Here is a 22,717-nt window from a genome sequence, read left to right as displayed (position 1 = left end):
ATTTATGCAGTATCCAAAAGCAAAAGGCCGGTTCCACTCACGCAGAACCGGCCCTTCGCAAATATTTATTCCCTGCTAAACCAATTCACGCTTTTTACGTGCTTGTTTTTCGCGAGATTCATTTAAAGCATCAAATTCCTCTTTCGAGCCAACAATGATGTTTTCGTATTGACGCATACCTGTACCGGCCGGAATCAGGTGACCTACGATCACGTTTTCTTTGAGACCTTTCAGTTCATCACGTTTTCCGCGAACCGCTGCTTCACTCAATACCTTGGTTGTTTCCTGGAACGAAGCCGCAGAAACAAAACTTTCAGTACCCAGTGACGCTTGTGTAATACCCATCAGAGTAGGTTTCGCCACAGCGGCCTGTGCATCACGTGCAGTAACCAGTTTCAGGTCACGGCGTTTCAAGCTTGAATTTTCATCACGCAGACGACGTACCGAGATAATCATACCTGGTTTCAGCGTTTCCGAGCTACCTGGATCTTCCACTACTTTAAGATCCAGGATCTTATCGTTTTCTTCACGGAACACAACGCGGTCAACCGGTTGCATTTCAAGGAAGTTGGTGTCACCGGCATCAAGGATCTCCACCTTTTGCATCATCTGACGAACGATACACTCAATGTGCTTATCATTGATCTTCACACCTTGCAGACGGTATACCTCCTGAATTTCATTCACAAGATATTCCTGAACGGCAGTTGGTCCTTTGATCGACAAGATATCAGCAGGCGTAATGGCCCCATCCGATAACGGATCTCCTGCTCTTACGAAGTCACCATCCTGAACCAGAATGTGTTTCGAAAGTGCGACCATGTAACGGCGTTGTGTACCGTCCCGCGATTCGATGTGAATTTCACGGTTACCACGTTTCACACCACCGTAAGATACAACACCATCAATTTCAGTTACCGTTGCAGGGTTGGATGGGTTACGCGCTTCGAAAAGTTCCGTTACACGTGGCAGACCTCCCGTAATATCGCGGGTTTTTCCAACGACACGAGGGATTTTTGCCAAAGGCTGACCAGCTTTAATCGCTATGCCATTCTTCACAACCAAACGTGCTCCAACCGGTAGGTTATAACCTTTTTCAGTCTGGTCTTTCAACAGCGTGCTTTTACCTTTCACCACCAAAGCAGGGTTTTTGGTTTTATCACGTGTTTCAATGATCACGGATTCCTGGAAACCTGTTTGCTCATCAAATTCTTCACGGTAAGTGATACCTTCTTCAATGGCGTCGAAAGAAACGATACCAGTGAATTCAGAAAGGATTACTGCGTGATAGGGATCCCAGGTACAAAGCTCTTGTCCCTTGGTTACTTTATCACCCTCTTTAACCAAAAGGTGTGCACCATAAGGTACGTTGTTGGAGATCAACAATTGCTTAGTCTCAGGATTGGTAATTTTCACTTCCCCTGAACGACCCATAACAACGGTTACATCATCGCCTTCAGAATTTACAGACTGAACCAGACGAAGATCTTCAAAGCTGATCACACCGTCGAATTTCGCCTTGATGTTTGCTTCAACAGAAATGTTGGAAGCAGTACCACCGACGTGGAACGTACGAAGTGTAAGCTGTGTACCAGGCTCACCGATCGACTGCGATGCAATCACACCAACAGCTTCACCAATGTTAACCATATATGCCGAAGCAAGTGAACGTCCATAGCATTTAGCACAAACACCATTACGTGTCTCGCAAGTCAACACCGAGCGTATTTCAACGGTTTCAATACTAGTCTCATCAATGTATGCAGCAATCTCTTCCGTAATTTCCTGTCCGGAAGTAAGGATGATTTCACCCGACAACGGATCAAATACATCATGTACACTCACACGACCCAAAATACGTTCTGAAAGTGGCTCAACGATATCTTCGTTGTCTTTCAGCGCAGAGATAGCGATACCACGAAGTGATCCGCAGTCATTTTCAATGACCACAACATCCTGTGCAACATCATGCAGACGACGTGTAAGGTAACCCGCATCAGCCGTTTTCAAGGCTGTATCTGCCAGACCTTTACGTGCACCGTGTGTGGAGATAAAGTACTCAAGAACGTCAAGACCTTCTTTAAAGTTAGAAAGGATCGGGTTCTCGATGATTTCACCTGCACCACCAGCGATATTTTTCTGAGGCTTGGCCATAAGACCCCTCATTCCACCCAACTGACGAATCTGCTCACGGGAACCACGTGCTCCTGAGTGCATCATCATATAGATCGAGTTAAATCCACCCTGATCTGTTTCCAGTTGTTTCATTAGCGTTTCTGTGATACGTGAGTTAACACGTGTCCAGATATCGATAACCTGGTTGTAACGTTCGTTTTCAGTGATAAGACCCATCAAATAGTTACTCCAGACGTTTTCTACGTCAACTTTCGCCTGTTCGATCAGTTTCACTTTTTCGTCCGGTACCATTACGTCGTTCAATCCCATTGACAAACCGCCTTTGAAGGCCATTTGGAAACCAAGTTCTTTGATTTCATCAAGGAATTGAGCAGTACGGGCAACCCCCGCCATTTTGAAAACCAAACCAATAATCTGCTGCAATTTTTTCTTGGTCAGCAATTCATTGATATAACCCACCTCTGCAGGAACAGCCTGGTTGAACAAGATACGTCCAGCAACGGTATCTACAAGCTTCGTTTCAAAAGTTCCGTCATCGTTACGTACACGCAGACGGCATTTGATATTCGCATGTTTTGAAAGTTTGCCTTCGTTGATCGCGATGATTACTTCATCAGGACCATAGAAAATCATTCCTTCTCCGATGATCGGATATTCCGGTGTGCTTACGCGACCTTTTGTAACATAATACAGACCCAAAACCATGTCCTGAGATGGTACCGTAATCGGTGCACCATTCGCTGGGTTAAGGATGTTATGCGAAGAAAGCATCAACATAGAAGCTTCCAAAACGGCTTCCTGACCCAATGGCACGTGAACGGCCATCTGGTCACCGTCAAAGTCAGCGTTGAATGCAGTACACACCAATGGGTGCAACTGGATCGCTTTTCCTTCGATCAACTTAGGCTGGAAAGCCTGAATACCCAAGCGGTGAAGCGTTGGAGCCCGGTTAAGAAGAACAGGATGTCCTTTCAACACGTTTTCCAAAATATCCCAGATCACAGGATCTTTACGATCAACAATTTTCTTCGCTGATTTTACAGTTTTAACGATTCCGCGTTCGATCAGCTTGCGAATGATAAACGGCTTGAATAATTCAGCAGCCATATCTTTCGGCAAACCACACTCATGCAGTTTCAATTCAGGTCCAACGACAATTACCGAACGACCTGAATAATCGACACGCTTACCAAGCAAGTTTTGACGGAAACGTCCTTGCTTACCTTTAAGCATATCAGAAAGTGATTTCAAGGCACGGTTCCCTTCTGAACGTACCGCGTTTACTTTACGGCTGTTATCAAAAAGCGAATCAACCGCTTCCTGCAACATACGTTTTTCGTTACGCAAGATTACCTCAGGCGCTTTGATCTCGATCAGACGTTTCAGACGGTTGTTACGAATGATAACGCGACGATAAAGATCATTCAAATCGGAAGTCGCAAAACGCCCACCGTCAAGAGGTACAAGCGGACGAAGTTCCGGTGGAATAACAGGTACCATTTTGATCACCATCCATTCAGGACGGTTTTCGATACGCGTATTCGCATCACGGAAAGCTTCAACAACTTTCAGACGTTTCAAAGCTTCCGCTTTACGTTGCTGAGAAGTATCCGTTGCTGCCTGGTGACGAAGTTCGTAAGAAAGCTCATCCAGTTTGATCCGGTTCAAAAGCATTTCCAGCGCATCAGCACCCATTTTCGCGATGAACTTGTTAGGATCCGTGTCGGGAAGCATTTGGTTTTCGCGCGGCAATTTGTCGATGATGTCCAGATATTCATCCTCCGTAAGGAAGTCAAGATAACCAACACCGTCTTCTTCTTTGATACCAGCCTGCACTACTGCATATCGCTCGTAGTAAATGATCTGATCCAGTTTTTTGGTAGACAGTCCAAGCAGATAACCGATTTTGTTCGGCAAGCTGCGGAAGTACCAGATGTGTGCCACAGGAACCACCAGTTCAATGTGTCCCATGCGCTCACGACGTACCTTTTTCTCAGTAACTTCTACACCGCAACGGTCGCAGATGATACCTTTGTAACGGATACGTTTGTATTTTCCACAATGACATTCCCAGTCCTTCACAGGTCCGAAAATACGTTCGCAGAACAACCCACCCATTTCCGGCTTGTAGGTCCGGTAGTTGATGGTTTCAGGCTGGGTTACTTCACCGAAGGAGCTCTCAAGGATAGACTCCGGTGATGCCAGACTGATCGTCATTCTGGAAAAATCACTATTAAGTTTTTTGTTCTTTTTGAAAGACATAATTAAAAAGTCGTTTGTCTGTTAGTCGAAACTCAATTTTTATTGCATTTCTAAGTGGGGTCACACACTCGTGCAACCCCGCTTACGACTATAAATTAGTCCAGCGTAATCTCCAATGCTAATCCACGAAGCTCGTGAACAAGTACGTTGAATGACTCCGGAATATTTGGTTTCGGAAGGTTTTCGCCTTTCACGATTGCTTCGTATGCTTTGGCACGGCCAACAACGTCATCCGATTTAACGGTGAGGATTTCCTGAAGAATGTGGGATGCACCGAATGCTTCAAGTGCCCACACTTCCATTTCTCCAAAACGCTGACCACCGAACTGCGCTTTACCACCCAATGGCTGTTGTGTGATAAGTGAGTACGGTCCGATAGAACGGGCGTGCATCTTATCATCAACAAGGTGACCAAGTTTCATCATGTACATCAGACCAACTGTTACTGGCTGATCAAACTGATCTCCACTCAATCCATTGTAAAGATATGTACGGCCCCAATCTGGCAGACCTGCTTCTTTCAGCTCAGCTGCTACCTCGGCTTCTGTTGCACCATCAAAAATTGGTGTTGCGTACCGGCGTCCAAGTTTCAAACCAGCCCAAGCCAAAATGGTTTCGTAGATCTGACCGATGTTCATACGCGAAGGTACCCCAAGTGGGTTCAGCACGATGTCAACTGGTGTTCCGTCTTCAAGGAATGGCATATCTTCATCACGAACAATACGGGCGACAACCCCTTTGTTACCGTGACGACCCGCCATTTTATCCCCCACTTTCAATTTACGTTTTTTGGCAATATATACTTTCGCAAGCTTCACGATACCGGCAGGAAGTTCATCCCCAACTTCAAGCGCAAAACGATCGCGTTTGAAACGGCCCATGAGTTCGCTACGTGAATTCAGGTAATTTTTAAGTACCAAAGAAACCTGACGGTTTGTCTCGGCGTCCTCAGTCCATGAGTCGGTCAATACGTCACCAATCAAGTTCACCTCCTCAACTACCGCGTACTGACTTTCATCACGATAGGGGTTATTGGCTGGGAACAAGTTTTCGGAGATATTTCTCACATTGAACTTAACACCTTTGGTCACTAACTCATCACCAAATTTGTGCTTCACTCCTTGTGAAGTTTTACCGTCAACAAGTGAAACAAGCTTGTCGATAATACGTCCGCGAAGTGCTGTCAGCTCGCGGCTGTATCTTTTCATAAGCAACTTCAACTCGTCTTTGTGTTTTGCACGTTCCTCTTTCGTAGGGCGGGAGAAAAGTTTGGTATCAATAACCACACCTTTCATAGACGGAGGTGCTTTTTTGGAAGCATCCTTCACATCACCAGCCTTGTCACCGAAGATTGCACGAAGAAGCTTTTCTTCCGGAGTTGGATCCGATTCTCCTTTTGGAGTGATTTTACCAATCAGAATATCTCCTTCTTTTACCTCTGTACCTACCTGAACGATACCATTTTCGTCAAGGTTTTTAACGGTTTCCTCACTTACGTTTGGAATTTCAGCGGTAAGTTCTTCTTCTCCACGTTTCGTATCACGAACTTCCAACTCAAATTCTTCAATGTGAATGGAAGTAAAGATATCTTCACGAACCACTTTTTCAGAGATTACAATCGCATCCTCAAAGTTGTATCCCTGCCAAGGCATGAATGCAACCAACAGGTTACGTCCCAAAGCAAGTTCACCACCTTCGGTACCATATCCCTGGCATAGAGCCTCCCCTTTGGAAACCTTCTGGCCTTTAAGAACCATTGGTTGAAGGTTTAAGCAAGTATCCTGGTTGGTGCGGCGGAATTTAACCAGATCATAGGATACACTGTCCTCAATAAAACTAACCAGACGCTCGTCGTCCGTTCTGTCATATTTTACGACAATTTTCTTGGCATCCACGTATTCAATTACACCGTCTCCTTCTGCAACAACCAACGCCCGTGAATCCATTGCCACACGCTTTTCCAGACCAGTTCCCACGATTGGCGCCTGTGGACGCAATAATGGAACACCCTGGCGCTGCATGTTCGATCCCATCAGGGCACGGTTAGCATCATCATGTTCAAGGAACGGGATAAGCGAAGCCGCAACAGATACAATCTGGTTGGCTGCAACGTCCATATAAGATGCCTGAGAAGGATCCACCATCGGGAAGTCCCCTTCAAAACGTGTCTTGATCTTTTCTACCGTAAAGTTTCCGCTCTTATCGACCGAGGCATTTGCCTGGGCAATGTATTTGGAATCTTCTTCTTCGGCAGTCATGTATATAATATCATTCGTCAGCTTTCCGCCACCATCAATAACACGGTAAGGAGTTTCGATAAAACCCATTCCGTTTACTTTGGCAAATACGCAAAGAGATGAAATCAAACCGATATTTGGTCCCTCAGGCGTTTCAATCGTACAAAGACGACCGTAGTGCGTGTAGTGAACGTCACGAACCTCGAAACCTGCTCTTTCACGCGAAAGACCACCAGGCCCAAGGGCAGACATACGTCTTTTGTGCGTAATCTCAGCCAATGGATTGGTTTGATCCATAAACTGTGACAACTGGTTTGTACCAAAGAATGAATTGATTACGGAAGACAAAGTACGCGCGTTGATCAGATCAACGGGTTTAAAGTCTTCGTTATCACGTACGTTCATACGTTCCTTAATGGTACGCGCCATACGCGCTAAACCTACTCCGAACTGGGCATAAAGCTGCTCACCTACCGTACGAACACGACGATTTGACAAGTGATCTATATCATCGACAACCGCCTTCGCATTGATCAGACCGATCAGATACTTCACGATGGAAACGATATCACCGGTTGTCAGCACGCGCACGTCAAGACTTGTGTCCGATCCTAGTTTTTTGTTGATCCTGTAACGACCCACATCACCCAGGTCATAACGTTTATCGCTGAAGAACAAGCTTTGGATAACATCACGTGCAGTTTGCTCATCCGGCGCTTCCGCATTACGAAGCTGACGGTAAATTTGCTCAACTGCCTCTTTATCAGAGTTTGAGCTATCTTTCTGAAGCGTATTATAAATGATGTTATAATCCGCAACGTTCATATCTTCTTTGTGCAGAATAACGGATTTCTGACCCGATTCCACAATCACCTCGATATCCTCGGGAGAAATTGTAGAATCACGTTCAAGCAATACTTCATTACGCTGGATCGAAACAACCTCACCGGTATCTTCATCCACGAAATCCTCTGTCCAGGTACGAAGTACCCTTGCAGCCAAACGACGGCCTACCGCCTTTTTCAGGTTTGCAGGTGTAGCGCTTATTTCTTCGGAAAGACCGAAAAGATCGAGAATGTCTTTATCAGAACCGAAACCGATGGCTCTTAAAAGGGTTGTAACAGGGAATTTCTTTTTACGGTCAATGTATGCGTACATGACATTATTCACATCCGTCGAGAATTCAATCCACGACCCTTTGAATGGAATAATACGTGCAGAATACAATTTGGATCCGTTGGTGTGCTTGCTCATGGAGAAGAACACACCTGGTGAACGGTGCAATTGAGATACAATTACACGCTCTGCACCATTGATTACGAAAGAACCGCGTTCTGTCATGTAAGGAATATTTCCTAAGAAAACTTCCTGTTCAATGGTTTCAAATTCTTCATGATCAGCGTCATTGCATATCAAACGCAACTTGGCTTTTAATGGTACCGCGTAAGTCAGACCACGATCAATGGACTCATCAACGGAATATTTTGGTGGTTCAAGCAAATAATCGATGAACTCAAGCACAAAATTGTCGCGTGAATCGGCAATGGGGAAATTTTCTGCGAATACTTTGTACAATCCCTCGTCCGAACGGTCTTCCACCGAAGTGTCAAGACTGAAAAAGTCGCGGAATGATTGCACCTGAATTCCCAGCAAATCCGGATAATCAATGATTTGATTAATCCGCGAGAAATTAATTCTGGAAGTGTTTTTTGTAGCCAAGGCTATGTCTGATTTGGGTTAGAAGAACGAAACGGTGCGACTGATCACAACACGCTACCGCACTAATTAGTTTAAAACCTTAATCGTATGCCTCGTAGTAAAAGACCGGCGGCCCCTGTGCTTCATTCCTACGAGTGAAGAAGTGTTTCAGGCCAGGACGATCAAAAGAAGAGTGGAAAACCAGCTAAAAAAAGCCTGTCAACCTAAATACCAAACGCTGTGAAGTGAATTTTGTTTGGTTCAAACTTAAAATAGGAAAAGACCTGACGAAAGTCAGGCCTGTTTCCCAAGTATTATAGGACTGTGTCGGAAAGCAAATTACTTCACTTCAACCTCAGCACCAGCTTCTTCAAGTTGTTTTTTCAAAGCTTCTGCTTCGTCTTTCGCAACTCCTTCTTTAACTGGTTTCGGAGCACCGTCAACTAGTTCTTTTGCTTCTTTAAGTCCAAGTCCTGTAAGGTCTTTAACCAATTTCACAACAGCCAGCTTGCTAGCACCTGCCGCTTTCAAGATTACATCAAAAGACGTTTTTTCTTCAACAACCGGAGCATCAGCACCAGCGCCACCAGCAGGTCCTGCTACCATCACTGCACCAGCAGCTGCAGGCTCAATGCCGTATTCGTCTTTAAGAATTGTAGCCAATTCGTTAACTTCTTTAACCGTAAGGTTAACAAGTTGTTCCGCGAACGCTTTCAAATCTGCCATTTTTATTTTCGATTTTGTGATTATACAATAAGATGATTTTAAAAGCCCTTGTTATCAACCCGGAGAGCTCAGCCTGGTCACTATGATTAGTCTTCTTTTTCAGACAATGTTTTAAGGATACCAGCCAATTTGTGACCACCGCTTGAAAGAGCGCCGATAACATTTTTAGCAGGTGATTGCAACAATCCGATGATCTCTCCAACCATTTCTTGTTTGGATTTAAGAGCGATCAGAACGTCAAGTTGGTTTTCGCCAACGAATACAGACGTATCCACAGAAGCTCCTTTAAATTTGAGCTTGTCGATTCCTGTTTTCTTCTTGAATTCTTTGATCAATTGCGCAGGAACTTTGCCTGACTCCGGGTGAAACATGATTCCGGAAAATCCCTTCAACACTTCGTTGAAAGATGAATAGTCCGTATCTTGTGCTTCTAGTGCTTTTCTGATCAGCGTATTTTTAACAACTCTGTATTCGATACCACGTTCGAAGCATAAGCCTCTCAGCGTATTTACTTCCCCAACAGACATGCCTGTTGCATTTGTAATATAGAAATATGGAGTGCTAGAAAATTTCTGACTTAATTCGTCAATAATTACTGCTTTCTCTTCCCGTGTCATAATTATAATCCTGGAATCGTGTTTTTGTCAATTGAAACACCCGGGCTCATCGTACTTGACAAGTGAATGCTCTTTACGTAAGTACCTTTTGCCGATGATGGTTTAAGGCGAACCAAGGTATTGATAACCTCCTGTGCGTTCTGTGCAAGCTGGTCGGTTCCGAAAGAAACTTTCCCAACGCTTGTATGAATGATACCGGTTTTGTCAACCTTGAAATCAATCTTACCTGCCTTTACTTCTTTCACAGCTTTTCCAACTTCCGGTGTTACCGTACCTGATTTAGGATTTGGCATCAGACCACGAGGACCTAATACTTTACCTAACTTACCCACTTTTGCCATTACACTGGGCATCGTGATAATTACGTCGATATCTGTCCAGCCTTGCTCTATCTTTTGGATAAATTCATCAAGACCAACATAATCTGCTCCTGCTTCTTTCGCTTCGGCTTCCTTATCAGGAGTACAAAGTACCAAGACACGAACATCCTTTCCGGTTCCGTGTGGCAGTGTTACCACGCCACGCACCATTTGATCCGCCTTACGTGGATCAACGCCCAAACGGACATCAATATCCACTGAAGAATCAAATTTGGTGTAAGAAATCGTCTTTAGGACTTCCGCAGCCTGAACCAGTGAATAATCCTGATCAGCGTCGAATTTCGAAAGAGCTTCTTTTTGCTTTTTGGTCAATTTTCCCATGTTCTTTGTTTCTTTGGCGTAATTAAACTACGCTTAGTTGTTTTCTTCCCACGGGGCTTTGCCAGCTACGGTAATTCCCATACTACGAGCCGTTCCCGCTATCATTTTCATAGCTGAATCAACAGTAAAGCAGTTAAGGTCGGGCATTTTGGTTTCAGCGATCGTACGAACCTGATCCCATGAAACTGACCCTACTTTAATACGGTTTGGCTGAGCCGAACCTGACTTCACTTTTGATGCTTCCATGAGCAAAATCGCGGCCGGGGGGGTCTTAATGACGAAGTCAAAAGACTTATCCTTATAGTACGTAATAACTACCGGCAATACCACACCAGGCTTATCCTGAGTACGGCCATTGAATTGCTTACAAAACTCCATGATATTCAAACCCTTCGATCCTAATGCAGGACCAATCGGAGGTGAAGGATTGGCAGCGCCACCTTTTACCTGTAGTTTGACGTATCCACCTATTTCTTTTGCCATTGTTTTGGAATTTGTCGGTTCATTAATTGTTTAACGGCTCACATGCAAGTGGAAGCTTACCCTGCCCGTTATCCTTTTAACTATCCTTTTCTACTTGTGCGTAACTGAGTTCCACGGGTGTATTACGCCCGAATATTTTTACAACTACATTGAGTTTTTTCTTCTCGTCAAAAACTTCTTCCACCAGGCCGATAAATCCACTGAAAGGACCATCCACAACTTTCACAGTCTCGCCTTTAATGAAAGACATGCTTGGTGCCTCTTCCTGTTGCTCTGCTTCATCCACTCGCCCGAGGATTCTATTAATCTCGGACTGCCTTAACGGAACAGGTACCTTAGAATTTCCCTCTGAATTTCCCAGAAAACCGATAACCCCAGGAATGCTGGTAATAATGTGCAACACTTCTCCCTTAGAAAGGTCAGCCGAAATGATAATGTATCCGGGAAAAAAATTCTTCTCCCTAACCCGCTTCTTTCCATTTCGCATTTCGTATATCTTCTCCGAAGGAATCAAGATTTGCGGAACGAACTCTTCGAATTTCTGCCGTGCTATTTCATTTTCAATGTAGGACTTGATTTTTCTCTCTTGTCCCGACACAGCTCTTAATACAAACCAATTTAGACTACTCATACCATTCAGGGATTTGCCACTTCAATTATGAAAGTCTTAAAAAGACTGGTAAAACAGTTTGAGTGCATTTTCAAAAGCAAAATCCATCACGCCTACCACAAAGGCAAAAATGAGAGATCCCACCAGCACCAGGGTAGTGTTTGCCTGTAACTCTTTAAAAGGAGGCCAGGTGACATGCTCGGTAATTTCTTCCCAAGACGCTTTCAAAAAAGAAGTAAATTTATCCATTTGTCATTTTGCTTATGCACGGGTGGAGAGATTCGAACTCCCATCAACGGTTTTGGAGACCGCTATTCTACCCTTGAACTACACCCGTATTTCCCGCAATCCATTCTTTCGGGCTGCAAAGATACAATTTATTTACAAAAAACAAGTGCATTCCAAAAGAAATGCACTTGTTTTCATATTGTTTACCTAAGCTTAGTCAACAATTTCTGTAACCTGACCAGCACCTACGGTACGTCCACCTTCACGAATCGCGAAACGAAGACCTTTTTCCATAGCAATCTTGTTGATCAATTTCACATCAATTGTGATGTTGTCACCTGGCATAACCATTTCAACACCAGCAGGCAATGTAATTTCGCCAGTTACGTCCGTGGTACGGAAGTAGAACTGAGGACGGTATTTGTTAAAGAATGGAGTGTGACGTCCACCTTCTTCTTTTGAAAGTACATAAACCTCTCCTTTGAAAGCAGCGTGAGGTTTAACAGAACCTGGCTTACAGATTACCATTCCACGACGGATATCTTCTTTGTTGATACCACGTAGCAACAGACCTACGTTATCACCAGCTTCACCACGGTCAAGGATTTTACGGAACATCTCAACACCTGTTACGGTAGATTTAAGACCTTCTGCACCCATACCCAAGATATCAACAGGCTCTCCAGAGTTGATTACTCCTCTTTCAATACGACCAGTTGCAACAGTACCACGACCAGTGATCGAGAATACGTCTTCAACAGGCATAAGGAAAGGAAGATCAGTCATACGAGGAGGAATTGGAATGTAGCTGTCAACAGCGTCCATCAAATCCTCAATCGTTTTAACCCATTTTTCTTCTCCATTCAATCCACCCAAAGCAGAACCCTGGATAACTGGAATGTTGTCTCCATCGTAATCGTAGAAGCTTAAAAGCTCACGAATTTCCATTTCAACAAGTTCAAGAAGTTCTGGATCATCAACCATATCCACTTTGTTCATGAAAACAACAAGCTGAGGAACACCTACCTGGCGTGCCAAAAGAATGTGCTCACGTGTTTGTGGCATAGGTCCATCCGTAGCAGCAACTACGATGATAGCGCCGTCCATCTGGGCAGCACCAGTTACCATGTTCTTTACATAATCCGCGTGACCTGGACAGTCAACGTGAGCATAGTGACGGTTTGCTGTCGAATACTCAACGTGGGATGTGTTAATTGTGATACCACGTTCTTTCTCTTCAGGAGCATTGTCGATTGATGAGAAATCGCGAAGTACAGCTAAACCCTTTTTCGCCAACACAGTTGTGATAGCCGCAGTAAGGGTAGTTTTACCGTGGTCAACGTGCCCGATAGTACCAATATTTACGTGGGGTTTCGAGCGGTCAAACGTCTCTTTTGCCATGACTTAAGTACGCTTAAAATTAAAAGTTATTACGAATTTATTAAACACTAATGATTGATCCTGTTTTAGCTTGCATTACCAAACCCTTCAAAACCAATTAACTAAATACAAGAATCAAAATCTTTTTGAGCCATTGAGGGGATTTGAACCGCGCGGCGGACCGCGGCACCGGCCGCCCGGTCGCAACGGCGAACCGTCCTGACCTCTTCCTTACCAAGGAAGTGCTCTACCCAATGTTTCAATGCTCTTTTCGAGCCATTGAGGGGATTTGAACCCCTGACCTCTTCCTTACCAAGGAAGTGCTCTACCCCTGAGCTACAACGGCAAAATTTATCGTAAACAGCCAAAAGCGACCAGCGAAAAAGTATCAATATGAATGTTTTCGCTGGTCGCTTTCGGTGTCTTAAAAATTGAGCGGAAGACGAGGTTCGAACTCGCGACCTATAGCTTGGAAGGCTATCGCTCTACCAGCTGAGCTACTTCCGCATTTGTTTTGCCTCTCTTTGACTGGTAGAACAAAGAGTAACGCTGGCATAAACTGTGGGGGCGGATGGATTCGAACCACCGTAGGCGTACACCAGCAGATTTACAGTCTGCCCCATTTGGCCACTCTGGTACACCCCCAGTCAACATTTCAATACAACCGTGAAAACCGCTTGCTTCACTTTTGGAGCTGCAAAATTATAGCCTTTTTTGAAATTCTCAAACACTTTTGAAAAAAAATATAAAATAAAATATGGGACCAGGGAAATAAAAATCCCAACGATCCCATATTCAGCGAATTAGGTTATTATAATCTAATGCCAAAACTAAGCATATTTATTTTGGGCCCTCTGTTTGCTTCATGAAGGGTGTTCAGATCATAATTTACAAAGAGATTGACAAAATTCCGGAAACCCAATTCGGCTCCAACACCGTATCTGAAATTATTTAGGTAGTAGTTCATACGAACATGTTCTTTATCCTTACTACCTTCCCTGCGGGTCTTGGTGTAGCTACCCAGCCTGTAACCTCCATAAACGCCTGCACTGATGTAGGAAATGAAGGAATTACGAAAGCTCACCGTTGGCATCAATGACAAGTTCACATTGGGAACCACAAGTTTGCTTTTCTTCATTTCCAATTCATTACCATCAACATCCTCTACCAATGGAAACGCCACCCGCTCTGCACCCTTGGTTATGGTATTGTTACCATCATACATCAGGTTGTACCAGGAGAAATCCGCACCGAAGTCCAGGTGTAGTCCGGCATTCTTACCTTTGGCAATCCTGGCACTGGTAATATATCCAAGGCTTACAAAACGTGAACCAAACGGGCGAAGATCGTAATCCCCTTTATTATAATTTTGACCTGCCTTATTGGATCCATATGTGTTCAAGCCCAGGGCCAGTGCAAAACCCTTCCTAGGACTAGACCCCGGTCGGGATTTATGGAAGTTCTTACCCGTCCGCCTGTATTCTTTGTCATTGTCTCCGTCATCTTTAACCGAAACGCCATCCGCGTCAATTTTCACCTCCGTATCCCCATCCTTGATGTGAATTCCCCGTAAGTCGATCCTTACGTAATCGTCGTCGGACTTATCCTTCAGATATTTTTTACCATCAATTTCCTCGCTTAAAAATGTGGTATCCGTTTTTGTTGAATCCAGTCGCAAATGCAGATCATTTAAAAGGGCATTCAGGTCATACTTCATAATTTTATCCAATTCCTGTCGATTTTCCCCGTAAATGATCAGGCGGGTTTTGTTTCCAAAAGTCACTATTATAGAATCCTTTTGGACTTTATCCTGTGTAAAACCGCCTGTGTTTGCTACTGCGTTAAAACCAAAAACAGACAGAATCAAAATCAATGCTAAATACAATTTCGTTTTCATGGCTAACAGATATTACAGTTTTGTTCTTTCTTTAATATTTTGAAATTTTTCTGACACTTTTTCCTCTTTGTTTCTTAATCTGTCGTCAACACGAGCCATCAGGGCCTTCGGATTGAAACCAACATCATCCCAATCAACCGTTTCGCCCTGTTTAGCATTCTTGAGTTGACGAAATATTCTGGTGAAACGCGACGGCTTTTCTTTTTCCTCATTTACGACTGGCTCCTCTACCCGTACCACAATCGTCCTGTTTTCATTGTTTACCTCCTTCGTTTCAACGGATGCAATATGCTTGGATTCTATTTCCGAAGCAGGGATAACTACTGGCATACGCATCTCTGATTCAGGCTCCAAAGCAGCGGGATCAACGGCATTGGCAAGCTGGGCAGGCTCTCTTACCGGAGCTGTTACTTTTACCAAAACACCGGGCAAACGTCCCTTTGTAAAACGCTTCTTTTCATGGCGAACCAATTTTTCAGGAGTTGCTTTTGCCTGTTCAAGAACAGATTCTTTGGTAACTTGAGGCCTGGTTGAATCCGTCCGAATCTCCACTGGCTTCTCCCGACTAGCTAGTTGTGGATTGATCTCTGCCGCCTGATTTATCCACACTGCATAACCCGCCATAAATGCAATGACCACACCAGCAGCTGCATACCAAATCCAGGCTGACAAACGACGTTCGTCACTCTTTTTCCCCTGGCTTAAACGATCCCATGCCGCAGCAGTAGGCTGTTTTTCAAAGCCAGTGAGCTTGGTCCTGAAAATTTCATCAACAGGATGCTTTTTCATATTCTACTTTTTTTTTAAATCCTTCTTCCCACTCAAAAACCATTTTTTGCAACAGTGCTCTTGCCCTGTGAAGCTGTGACTTGGAGGTACTTTCTGTGATGCCGAGCATCCCGGCGATTTCGCTATGCGCATAACCTTCGATGGCGTACAAGTTAAATACCGTTCTATAACCAATTGGTAATTCCCCGATCAGATCCAGTAATTCCTCAGCGTTCAAATTCTGGTCTGCGAGTGCATAATCAGGAATATTTTCAGCTTCATCTGATAATGTATCCTCTAACATCCTTTTTTGCTTCCTCAAATGCCCAAGCGCCTCGTTAACCATAATCCTGCGGATCCAACCTTCGAAACTTCCGTCGCCACTGAACTGATCGATTTTACTAAATACCCTCATAAAACCTTCCACCATAATGTCCTCAGCGATCATCTCATCTCCGGAGTAGCGAAAACACAGCCCCAGCATGCGCGAACTGTATTTCTCATAAGCTTGTCTCTGCGCCTTCGGATCTTGCTTCCTTAGGGCTTTTACAAGCTGTGCTTCCTGATTAAATAATAATAAAATTCGACTCATTCCTTTCGGTGGTTTCGACAGCAAGATGCTTAAAACTATATCAGAGGTTGCATGGTGATTATTTTTTTGCCAAAAAAAATTAATCACTCTCATTGACCTGAATTCAACCCAAATCACCAAACGTATTTTAAAGCACTGTTTATCAGCTCACTAAAAAATACAAACGAGATGAAGGTTGATATTATTAAAGTTATTTTTCTCCAAAAAATCTATTTTGAATTTTCATTCTTTAGCTTTGATGTAACATTTATTATCCAAACCAATTTGCATGTTCGATTCATCGGCCCCGATCGGAATATTTGATAGCGGTATTGGCGGAATGACCGTAGCCAGCGCAGTAACGCGCCTTTTACCACAAGAAAATACAATCTATTTTGGCGATACTGCCCATTTACCCTACGGCGACAAATCCACTGCCGCCATTCAGGCGTATTCTATCAAGATCTGTAACATGCTCTTGCAACAGAATTGTAAACTGATACTGATAGCTTGCAACTCGGCCTCAGCAGCCGCATTTGAGCTGGTAAGAGAATACGTTGGAAGCAAAGCGCATGTGATGAACGTTATAGATCCAGTTGTCGATTACATAAAAGAACATTATGAAGGAAAACACATTGGGCTGATCGGTACCAAGCAAACCGTACTTTCTAATGTTTACAAGAAAAAAATAGATGCTCTGGATAAAAATATTCTGCTTCAATCACTGGCTACACCCTTGCTTGCTCCCATGATTGAAGAGGGCTTTTTTGACAACAACATCAGCGAAAGTATCATCGCAAGCTATTTGTCCGATCCCTCCCTAACCGGTATTGAGGCACTCATATTAGGATGCACGCATTATCCGCTCATTAAGAAACAAATCGCTTCTTTTTATGGAAACGAGGTTGAGATACTGGATACCTCAGAAATCGTCGCCAGTTCGCTCCGTGCGTTGCTGGATCAGCATTACCTGATCAATGAAAAAGGAGAAGGCAAACGGCAATTTTATGTTTCCGATTATACCCTCTCCTTTGAGCAGTCTACCAATATTTTCTTTGGCCGGCAAATCCAGCTGGAACATTATCCACTGTGGGAATAATTACTGTTTGTAAATGATCTTCACCGGTCCCAACAATCCGGATGGCATGGGTTTCCATGCCGACGCATCGAAGGGTTTGTAAGTAATATCAGCGACGTTGATATCATAAAATTTCTTCCAGTCCGGCATCTGTTTGTCGCGGAGACGCATGTAATTGGCTGATAAATTGGTAACCTCAATTTCAAGTACATTGCTCTTTACTTTTAGAATTCCTGGTTCAACATCAGCGATAAAAGGAATTGACCAGTAAGTACCAATCTGCTTACCATTGATCTTCAAAGACGCAACTTCTCTTACATCCCCCAAATCCAGTTGTAATTTGCTTTTGGCAACAACGGACGCTGGCAAATCAAATTTTACAGTGTATTTCGCAGTCCCCGAAAAGTAAACAGCAGAGTCAGGAAGTTCAGTCCACGAACCAAGCGTTTTTATGTTTGCTGCTTTTGGCAAAGAAGGCCGACCTTTCAAAAATGTAATATGCCATGCGCCGCTAACGGGAATTTCCTTGTTAATTGTTACAGGGTTATGCGCGTTCTTCACGCCTTGAGATGCTTCTTCCAGAAAGCAGGATTGCCCCGGCAGCAAGTTTAAATAAGCCTGAGATATGCCCGCACTATCCCGCAAAGTCAGGGAAGATTTACCGTAGATCGGGTCGTTTTTCGATAAAAGCCTTGCCTTTCCTAATGTGATCCATCCCTCGGTAAATTGATTGGACAGGTTGCTCACGAAGTATACCGCTTTACCGTCTTTGTTTTTCTTTCTGATGTAACTAAGGCCCTTCTGTGACAACTCTTCCTGCACAACACCATTTTTCAGGAGCATCTGATTTAAATCTTCTCCAACCTGTGTTGTTGGCTGTGTTTTCAATTCGTCCATGCGATCTGCGAAGGCCTGCTGTCGTTCCTCATGCACAACCAAGCCTGTTACGTAATCCGGCATTTTATCCTGAAATATCACTTTGGCACCCGCACGCGCCAGTTTTAGTATCTGATTGAGCGTTTGTTCGGGCATATATGTTTCTGCCGGAATCAGGAGTGTTTTGTATGAAGTCGACTCTGTTGTCAAATTACCATGCTTATCAACTTTTAACCTGTCCAGTTGCCTGTCAGAAACGTAATCAAAAGAATAACCAGTTTCCCACGACCTTTGAGTCAGTTTTCCAAAGGGTAAGTCCAGCAGCCACCGATCCACGTGGTGCACTTCCAGAAGGTTAATTCCGCCAGACGTCTTCGAGGGCTTCGCCCATAAATCATGGATAGGGAAGTACACCAACACGTCATTATCTGGTTTACTTTCTTGTAATATGGTCTGGCAGTTTTCGACATATTTATTCAATAATGAAAAATGCGCTGCGAAGTGAGAAGTAGGCCCAAAATTGGTAGAGGCATAAAACAGCCAACCCGGATATGCCTCATCGACGGGCGAATAAGTGGTGCCGTGATAAAAAATATGATTGATCCCTGAAACAAACAACTCGTCAATTTGAGGCTTGATTTGAGAAAGAGAAACTTTAAAATGGTTTGCAAGCCACGTGGCCGTTTCAGAGCTCACCAGCTTCTTACCCGAAAAGTGCGCTGCCGAAGAAGCAAACTTCATGGCTAACGGATTTGGGGTTCCAAATTGTTTGATGGAATAGTCAGGATCAACTCTGAGTCCTGGAATAGAAAAACGGCTTGTTCCGAACGATTCCGTCTCGGGAATATCAGCCTCATCGTACAAATCAAGCAGATTGCCCGGAGAGCCGTGCGCCTGATACCGTGTCAGAAAGTTATGCGCTTTACTCCACTGCGTCCACTGATTGGCGTACCGCTCCCGAAGCAATTCCGCAAGTGTCTGTTTGTAGTCTATCCTGACCAGCTCTGCATCCATTACTTGAACTGAATCTTTTAGATAGGAAAGCTTTGGCCGGAGATCATAACCCCGTCTTGCTTGAAATTCCTTCAAAAAATCCTCTGTCCAGTTGGCTCCATAAGCTTCATAGGAATCCATGTACATGGAGCGCGGTTTTTCTTTGCTACTGGCAAATGCAGAATCGAACCGTGTCAGATACTGCGTCATGGCGCTTTTATGAAAGGGATCAAAGACCAATCCTTCTCCGCCCGGCGCTGCACGTTTCACCATTTGTTTTGTATTCTTCACGGTTGGTTCACCATTTACCACCACCATTTGCTTCGCTCCCAGAGTAGCCGGGATATTAGGTCCACCAAAAGGCCATCCTGTACCTGTGGTCATATCCACTCCCAAGCCGAACCTTTTACCTTCCGAAACCGTGTGCTGCATCATATACAGCCATTTTGGGCTTAGGAAAGGGATAAAATCAGTTTCCGCTCCCTTGGCTCCATAAATCGGAATAATATGAACTCCGCCAACACCAGCGTTCCGGAATATTTCGAGTTGCTTGGTGATATCCTCTTTCTTCACCGCACTGCCCATCCACCACCAGTATGTCCAGGGTTTGGCAGTTGATATTTCCTGTGCCTCAGATAAAAGGCTACACATGCAAAATAAAAAACCAAGGACTTGACGAATCATTCTAATGTTCAGTTTAAGTATTAAAAGCCAATCAGGCACCTGAATACAGCTTAGTCGATACAAAATAAATGAAAGCCCAGATGACAGGTAATAAAAAAAGCGAAACCATACCTGAATGATTTCGCTATATGAGTGACCTGGAAGCCTTTTAATGATTCAGCGCCTGTTGGATCCGGGAAGAAACAAACTCCCTTTCCTGCTGCGCTTTCTTGCTACTACGATACCACAAATAGCCAATCACTGCAACCAGCAAATAGGGCATTACAAACAGGTAAACAATTCCGGTGTTAAGACCCACACCTACATTGTTTCTTCCATTGCCCATTGAACTTTCCACCGAACCTCTGCACATGGCACATTGCGCCCATAAATCGGAACCGGCCAGTAGAAACACCAGTATCAATCCGAAGATTACAAGATATCTTTTCATTGGTAGTAAGGACTAATCATTAAATAAACTATAACACCACTAACACTAACATAGAGCCAGATCGGCAAGGCCCATTTGGTTGCCTTTCTATGCTCCGACAACTGATTGGTGTACCCGAAATATACAGAACGCAACACGAACCAAACGACAACAATCGATAATAGAATATGCGAAATCAGTAAAAAGTAATAAATATACCGAATAGAACCAACTCCACCATAGGGTGTTGATTCGTTGGATATGTGGTATAAAATGTAACAAACCAGAAAAACAGCTCCTAACAGGAATGCTGCCATCATCATAGTTCTGTGGGCGTTCCGCTTTTTCTGTTTAATAAAAATGAATCCCAATACCAGAAAAACGGCAGTGAGGCTATTGATGACCCCTATAACATGTGGCAATACCTTTGTCCAGGATCCCAGCTCCACCTTTTCACGAATCCCAAGAATTGCAGCCACCGCAATGGGAATTGTCAACGCCAGTATATTGATAATACGTTGATATTTCGCTTTCTTTTCTACTGTTAAAACTTCCATAACCTGCTATTTGCTATTTTCTTCTTCATAATTCAATATCTTGATCTCAGCCATCAGTCGGTCGAATTCTGCCTTATCCGCACCCATATAATATCCCCGAATACATCCGTCCCTATCAACTAACATGAGCTTTTGTTCCGGAAGAGCCGCTTCAAACTTGGGAATCGTAGTTCCAAGTTTAAAAGTTTCCAACAGTACCTCCCTCTGTTTATCCTTCGGAAACATCGCAACAGAACAGCCCTCCCTGTTCGCTATTGTCTCATCGTCACCTGAAGGAACTTGACGTTCCTCAGTAATCGTGATTACCTTCAAACCAGAAATACCATCTCCCAACGTTTTTATTCTCGCCAGTTGATCCCTGATTATTTTGCAAGAGTCGTCACAAATTTCAGGTGCATAACTGACTACTGTTAAGCCATTCCTAAATTGATCTGTAGAAAGCGCATTACCCTTAAAAGATTTCAAATACTTCGGGTTAATCTGGTAATAGACTGTATCCCCATTCGAAATCATCACCTCACCGGACGGATTAAACTGCGGGAAGTAAAATGGGATCTCATAATGGTTGGTAGCAAAATAACGCAGGAAGGTAAAAATCAAAGCCGGTATTACTAATGTGACAATTAGTAAACCGGCCTTAAGAAATTTATTCATGTTCAAATTATCAGCTGAAAATCGCCTCGAAAATAGCGTTACCTTCCAGTAATAGAGCCAAAATCAACCAGGCAATAAATAATATAGGAACAAGTATCGTCCAAATTAAGGATTTCGTCTCATGCTTTAAGTGCATGAATTCCCCTACAATATAAAATGCTTTAACAATTGTCAACACAATAAAGATGCTCACTTTAAGCATACCATGACCCATGGTAAAAGCGATGAGGAACTCCAAAGCGGTAATCGCCAGCAAAATCCAAAAGGTCTTCCAGATTAACTTGCGTTGTTCGGCACCGGCGTTAGGATCCTGGTTATGTATATGATGTACTTCCGACATATTTCTAAAAGTTAATATTGAGCTAAAGATTAAACCAGATAAAAGAAAGTAAATACAAATACCCAAACCAGGTCAACAAAGTGCCAGTAAAGACCTACCTTTTCAACCATCTCATAACTTCCTCGTTTGTCGTAGAAGCCTGTTGCTGCGCGGAAATAAATCAAAATGTTTAGTATTACCCCGCTGAATACGTGGGTACCGTGAAAACCGGTAATAAAGAAAAAGAAATCCGCAAAAGCAGGAGGCCCATACTGATTCTCCACCAGGTTGGCTCCAAAGATTGTCTTTTCTACCCAGGCACCATTTTCCATAACCTTCATCACAGAACCACCTTCAGTTCCATGAATAAAGTGAGCCCATTCCCAAGCCTGGCATCCTAAAAAGGTGAATCCCCCAAGTATTGTCCAAAGCATGTACTTTTCAACACTCGCTCTGTCCATACGATGCCCGGCCTCCACCGCAAGCACCATGGTAACGCTACTTGCTATCAGGATAAAAGTCATGATACCTACAAAAACCAACGGAAGCGACATGCCATGTAGAAATGGAACAGCTTCATAAACCTTTTCAGGAATAGGCCAGTACATATTCGAAAAAGTAAAATCTGCGGCTTTACCAGCAAAAGATGGAAAACTAAAACGCGCAGTCCCGTACGCCACCAGCAAAGCAGAAAAGGTGAAAGTATCTGAGATCAGGAAAAACCACATCATCAGTTTCCCATAACTAGCTTTCATAGGTTCGATACCGCCCAACCACAATTTGGGTTCTACCGCTCCGGGTGTTGTTACATGTGCAGCCATTGGTAAATAATT

The 22,717-nt window shown here is 43.7% G+C and carries 19 protein-coding genes and 4 tRNA genes; 1 reads left to right on the top strand and 22 read right to left on the bottom strand.

Translation table 11 applies throughout. The features are described from left to right. Window positions 1-75: 75 nt before the first annotated feature. The 16 genes from rpoC to DYADSP32_RS21125 all read right to left on the bottom strand — a co-directional run bounded on the left by rpoC (window position 76) and on the right by DYADSP32_RS21125 (window position 16,335). Window positions 76-4,398 carry a DNA-directed RNA polymerase subunit beta' gene (gene rpoC / locus DYADSP32_RS21200; RefSeq protein ID WP_149240889.1) on the bottom strand — a complete coding sequence of 1,441 codons (4,323 nt, stop codon included), beginning with the start codon at window positions 4,396-4,398 and terminating at the stop codon, window positions 76-78. A 95-nt stretch (window positions 4,399-4,493) separates the two neighbouring features. Further along, entirely contained in the window at window positions 4,494-8,354 is a 3,861-nt protein-coding gene (rpoB, locus tag DYADSP32_RS21195; RefSeq protein WP_414617943.1) for a DNA-directed RNA polymerase subunit beta, read from the bottom strand. 318 nt (window positions 8,355-8,672) lie between these two features. Further along, window positions 8,673-9,059, bottom strand: a complete 387-nt coding sequence (gene rplL / locus DYADSP32_RS21190; protein WP_149240891.1) for a 50S ribosomal protein L7/L12 — start codon at window positions 9,057-9,059, stop codon at window positions 8,673-8,675. A gap of 86 nt (window positions 9,060-9,145) precedes the next feature. Then, window positions 9,146-9,676: a 50S ribosomal protein L10 gene (rplJ, locus tag DYADSP32_RS21185; protein ID WP_149240892.1), complete on the bottom strand. Its 531-nt coding sequence runs from the start codon at window positions 9,674-9,676 to the stop codon at window positions 9,146-9,148. Window positions 9,677-9,678: 2 nt separating this feature from the next. Continuing rightward, window positions 9,679-10,377, bottom strand: coding sequence for a 50S ribosomal protein L1 (rplA, locus tag DYADSP32_RS21180; RefSeq protein WP_149240893.1), 699 nt, complete (start codon window positions 10,375-10,377; stop codon window positions 9,679-9,681). A 33-nt stretch (window positions 10,378-10,410) separates the two neighbouring features. Beyond that, window positions 10,411-10,860, bottom strand: coding sequence for a 50S ribosomal protein L11 (gene rplK / locus DYADSP32_RS21175; protein ID WP_149240894.1), 450 nt, complete (start codon window positions 10,858-10,860; stop codon window positions 10,411-10,413). Window positions 10,861-10,936: 76 nt separating this feature from the next. After that, the gene (gene nusG / locus DYADSP32_RS21170; protein WP_149240895.1) at window positions 10,937-11,491 is read right to left on the bottom strand and encodes a transcription termination/antitermination protein NusG; all 555 of its coding nucleotides are present in this window, start codon (window positions 11,489-11,491) and stop codon (window positions 10,937-10,939) included. A gap of 36 nt (window positions 11,492-11,527) precedes the next feature. Continuing rightward, the gene (gene secE, locus DYADSP32_RS21165; RefSeq protein WP_149240896.1) at window positions 11,528-11,719 is read right to left on the bottom strand and encodes a preprotein translocase subunit SecE; all 192 of its coding nucleotides are present in this window, start codon (window positions 11,717-11,719) and stop codon (window positions 11,528-11,530) included. A 17-nt stretch (window positions 11,720-11,736) separates the two neighbouring features. Next, window positions 11,737-11,807, bottom strand: a tRNA-Trp gene (locus tag DYADSP32_RS21160). A 104-nt stretch (window positions 11,808-11,911) separates the two neighbouring features. After that, window positions 11,912-13,099, bottom strand: coding sequence for an elongation factor Tu (gene tuf, locus DYADSP32_RS21155; protein WP_149240897.1), 1,188 nt, complete (start codon window positions 13,097-13,099; stop codon window positions 11,912-11,914). Between the two features lie 253 nt (window positions 13,100-13,352). Then, window positions 13,353-13,424 (bottom strand) — tRNA-Thr (locus tag DYADSP32_RS21150). A gap of 88 nt (window positions 13,425-13,512) precedes the next feature. After that, window positions 13,513-13,585, bottom strand: a tRNA-Gly gene (locus DYADSP32_RS21145). Window positions 13,586-13,640: 55 nt separating this feature from the next. Continuing rightward, a tRNA-Tyr gene (locus DYADSP32_RS21140) sits at window positions 13,641-13,723 on the bottom strand. A gap of 166 nt (window positions 13,724-13,889) precedes the next feature. Next, window positions 13,890-14,975 carry a hypothetical protein gene (locus DYADSP32_RS21135; protein WP_149240898.1) on the bottom strand — a complete coding sequence of 362 codons (1,086 nt, stop codon included), beginning with the start codon at window positions 14,973-14,975 and terminating at the stop codon, window positions 13,890-13,892. A 12-nt stretch (window positions 14,976-14,987) separates the two neighbouring features. Further along, the gene (locus DYADSP32_RS21130; protein WP_149240899.1) at window positions 14,988-15,764 is read right to left on the bottom strand and encodes a hypothetical protein; all 777 of its coding nucleotides are present in this window, start codon (window positions 15,762-15,764) and stop codon (window positions 14,988-14,990) included. Further along, window positions 15,745-16,335 (bottom strand): RNA polymerase sigma factor, encoded by a 591-nt coding sequence (locus DYADSP32_RS21125; RefSeq protein WP_149240900.1) that lies wholly within the window; start codon window positions 16,333-16,335, stop codon window positions 15,745-15,747. The genes DYADSP32_RS21130 and DYADSP32_RS21125 overlap by 20 nt, the downstream gene beginning before the upstream one ends. A 268-nt stretch (window positions 16,336-16,603) precedes the next feature. Here DYADSP32_RS21125 and murI point away from each other — a divergent pair, with 268 nt between their 5' ends. After that, window positions 16,604-17,413 (top strand): glutamate racemase, encoded by an 810-nt coding sequence (gene murI / locus DYADSP32_RS21120; RefSeq protein WP_149240901.1) that lies wholly within the window; start codon window positions 16,604-16,606, stop codon window positions 17,411-17,413. Here murI and DYADSP32_RS21115 read toward each other — a convergent pair whose 3' ends face one another. The 6 genes from DYADSP32_RS21115 to DYADSP32_RS21090 form a co-directional block, all read right to left on the bottom strand. After that, the gene (locus DYADSP32_RS21115; RefSeq protein ID WP_414617942.1) at window positions 17,414-19,945 is read right to left on the bottom strand and encodes a glycosyl hydrolase; all 2,532 of its coding nucleotides are present in this window, start codon (window positions 19,943-19,945) and stop codon (window positions 17,414-17,416) included. A gap of 148 nt (window positions 19,946-20,093) precedes the next feature. Further along, complete coding sequence (locus DYADSP32_RS21110; RefSeq protein ID WP_149240902.1) at window positions 20,094-20,375, bottom strand: hypothetical protein; 282 nt, start codon at window positions 20,373-20,375, stop codon at window positions 20,094-20,096. Next, a complete protein-coding gene (locus tag DYADSP32_RS21105) occupies window positions 20,372-20,911 on the bottom strand; it encodes a DUF420 domain-containing protein (protein ID WP_149240903.1) in 540 nt (179 codons plus the stop codon). The genes DYADSP32_RS21110 and DYADSP32_RS21105 overlap by 4 nt, the downstream gene beginning before the upstream one ends. A 6-nt stretch (window positions 20,912-20,917) precedes the next feature. Continuing rightward, the gene (locus DYADSP32_RS21100; RefSeq protein WP_149240904.1) at window positions 20,918-21,565 is read right to left on the bottom strand and encodes a hypothetical protein; all 648 of its coding nucleotides are present in this window, start codon (window positions 21,563-21,565) and stop codon (window positions 20,918-20,920) included. A 10-nt stretch (window positions 21,566-21,575) separates the two neighbouring features. Continuing rightward, window positions 21,576-21,905: a cytochrome C oxidase subunit IV family protein gene (locus tag DYADSP32_RS21095; RefSeq protein ID WP_149240905.1), complete on the bottom strand. Its 330-nt coding sequence runs from the start codon at window positions 21,903-21,905 to the stop codon at window positions 21,576-21,578. Between the two features lie 29 nt (window positions 21,906-21,934). Then, on the bottom strand, window positions 21,935-22,705 hold the full coding sequence (locus DYADSP32_RS21090; RefSeq protein WP_149240906.1) for a cytochrome c oxidase subunit 3: 771 nt from the start codon (window positions 22,703-22,705) through the stop codon (window positions 21,935-21,937). Window positions 22,706-22,717 lie beyond the last annotated feature (12 nt).

This window comes from Dyadobacter sp. 32 (genome assembly GCF_902506755.1).
In the GTDB taxonomy this organism is placed as follows: domain Bacteria; phylum Bacteroidota; class Bacteroidia; order Cytophagales; family Spirosomataceae; genus Dyadobacter.
Note: the sequence above shows the minus strand (reverse complement) of the source record. Positions and strands in the feature narration are given on the sequence as shown.

Excerpts from the sequence above, each read along its gene's own strand:
- rpoC (WP_149240889.1), bottom strand. The coding sequence starts at position 4,398 with ATGTCTTTCAAAAAGAACAAAAAACTTAATAGTGATTTTTCCAGAATG.
- rplL (WP_149240891.1), bottom strand. The coding sequence starts at position 9,059 with ATGGCAGATTTGAAAGCGTTCGCGGAACAACTTGTTAACCTTACGGTT.
- rplJ (WP_149240892.1), bottom strand. The coding sequence starts at position 9,676 with ATGACACGGGAAGAGAAAGCAGTAATTATTGACGAATTAAGTCAGAAA.
- rplA (WP_149240893.1), bottom strand. The coding sequence starts at position 10,377 with ATGGGAAAATTGACCAAAAAGCAAAAAGAAGCTCTTTCGAAATTCGAC.
- rplK (WP_149240894.1), bottom strand. The coding sequence starts at position 10,860 with ATGGCAAAAGAAATAGGTGGATACGTCAAACTACAGGTAAAAGGTGGC.
- nusG (WP_149240895.1), bottom strand. The coding sequence starts at position 11,491 with ATGAGTAGTCTAAATTGGTTTGTATTAAGAGCTGTGTCGGGACAAGAG.
- secE (WP_149240896.1), bottom strand. The coding sequence starts at position 11,719 with ATGGATAAATTTACTTCTTTTTTGAAAGCGTCTTGGGAAGAAATTACC.
- tuf (WP_149240897.1), bottom strand. The coding sequence starts at position 13,099 with ATGGCAAAAGAGACGTTTGACCGCTCGAAACCCCACGTAAATATTGGT.
- DYADSP32_RS21135 (WP_149240898.1), bottom strand. The coding sequence starts at position 14,975 with ATGAAAACGAAATTGTATTTAGCATTGATTTTGATTCTGTCTGTTTTT.
- DYADSP32_RS21130 (WP_149240899.1), bottom strand. The coding sequence starts at position 15,764 with ATGAAAAAGCATCCTGTTGATGAAATTTTCAGGACCAAGCTCACTGGC.
- DYADSP32_RS21125 (WP_149240900.1), bottom strand. The coding sequence starts at position 16,335 with ATGAGTCGAATTTTATTATTATTTAATCAGGAAGCACAGCTTGTAAAA.
- murI (WP_149240901.1), top strand. The coding sequence starts at position 16,604 with ATGTTCGATTCATCGGCCCCGATCGGAATATTTGATAGCGGTATTGGC.
- DYADSP32_RS21115 (WP_414617942.1), bottom strand. The coding sequence starts at position 19,945 with ATGATTCGTCAAGTCCTTGGTTTTTTATTTTGCATGTGTAGCCTTTTA.
- DYADSP32_RS21110 (WP_149240902.1), bottom strand. The coding sequence starts at position 20,375 with ATGAAAAGATATCTTGTAATCTTCGGATTGATACTGGTGTTTCTACTG.
- DYADSP32_RS21105 (WP_149240903.1), bottom strand. The coding sequence starts at position 20,911 with ATGGAAGTTTTAACAGTAGAAAAGAAAGCGAAATATCAACGTATTATC.
- DYADSP32_RS21100 (WP_149240904.1), bottom strand. The coding sequence starts at position 21,565 with ATGAATAAATTTCTTAAGGCCGGTTTACTAATTGTCACATTAGTAATA.
- DYADSP32_RS21095 (WP_149240905.1), bottom strand. The coding sequence starts at position 21,905 with ATGTCGGAAGTACATCATATACATAACCAGGATCCTAACGCCGGTGCC.
- DYADSP32_RS21090 (WP_149240906.1), bottom strand. The coding sequence starts at position 22,705 with ATGGCTGCACATGTAACAACACCCGGAGCGGTAGAACCCAAATTGTGG.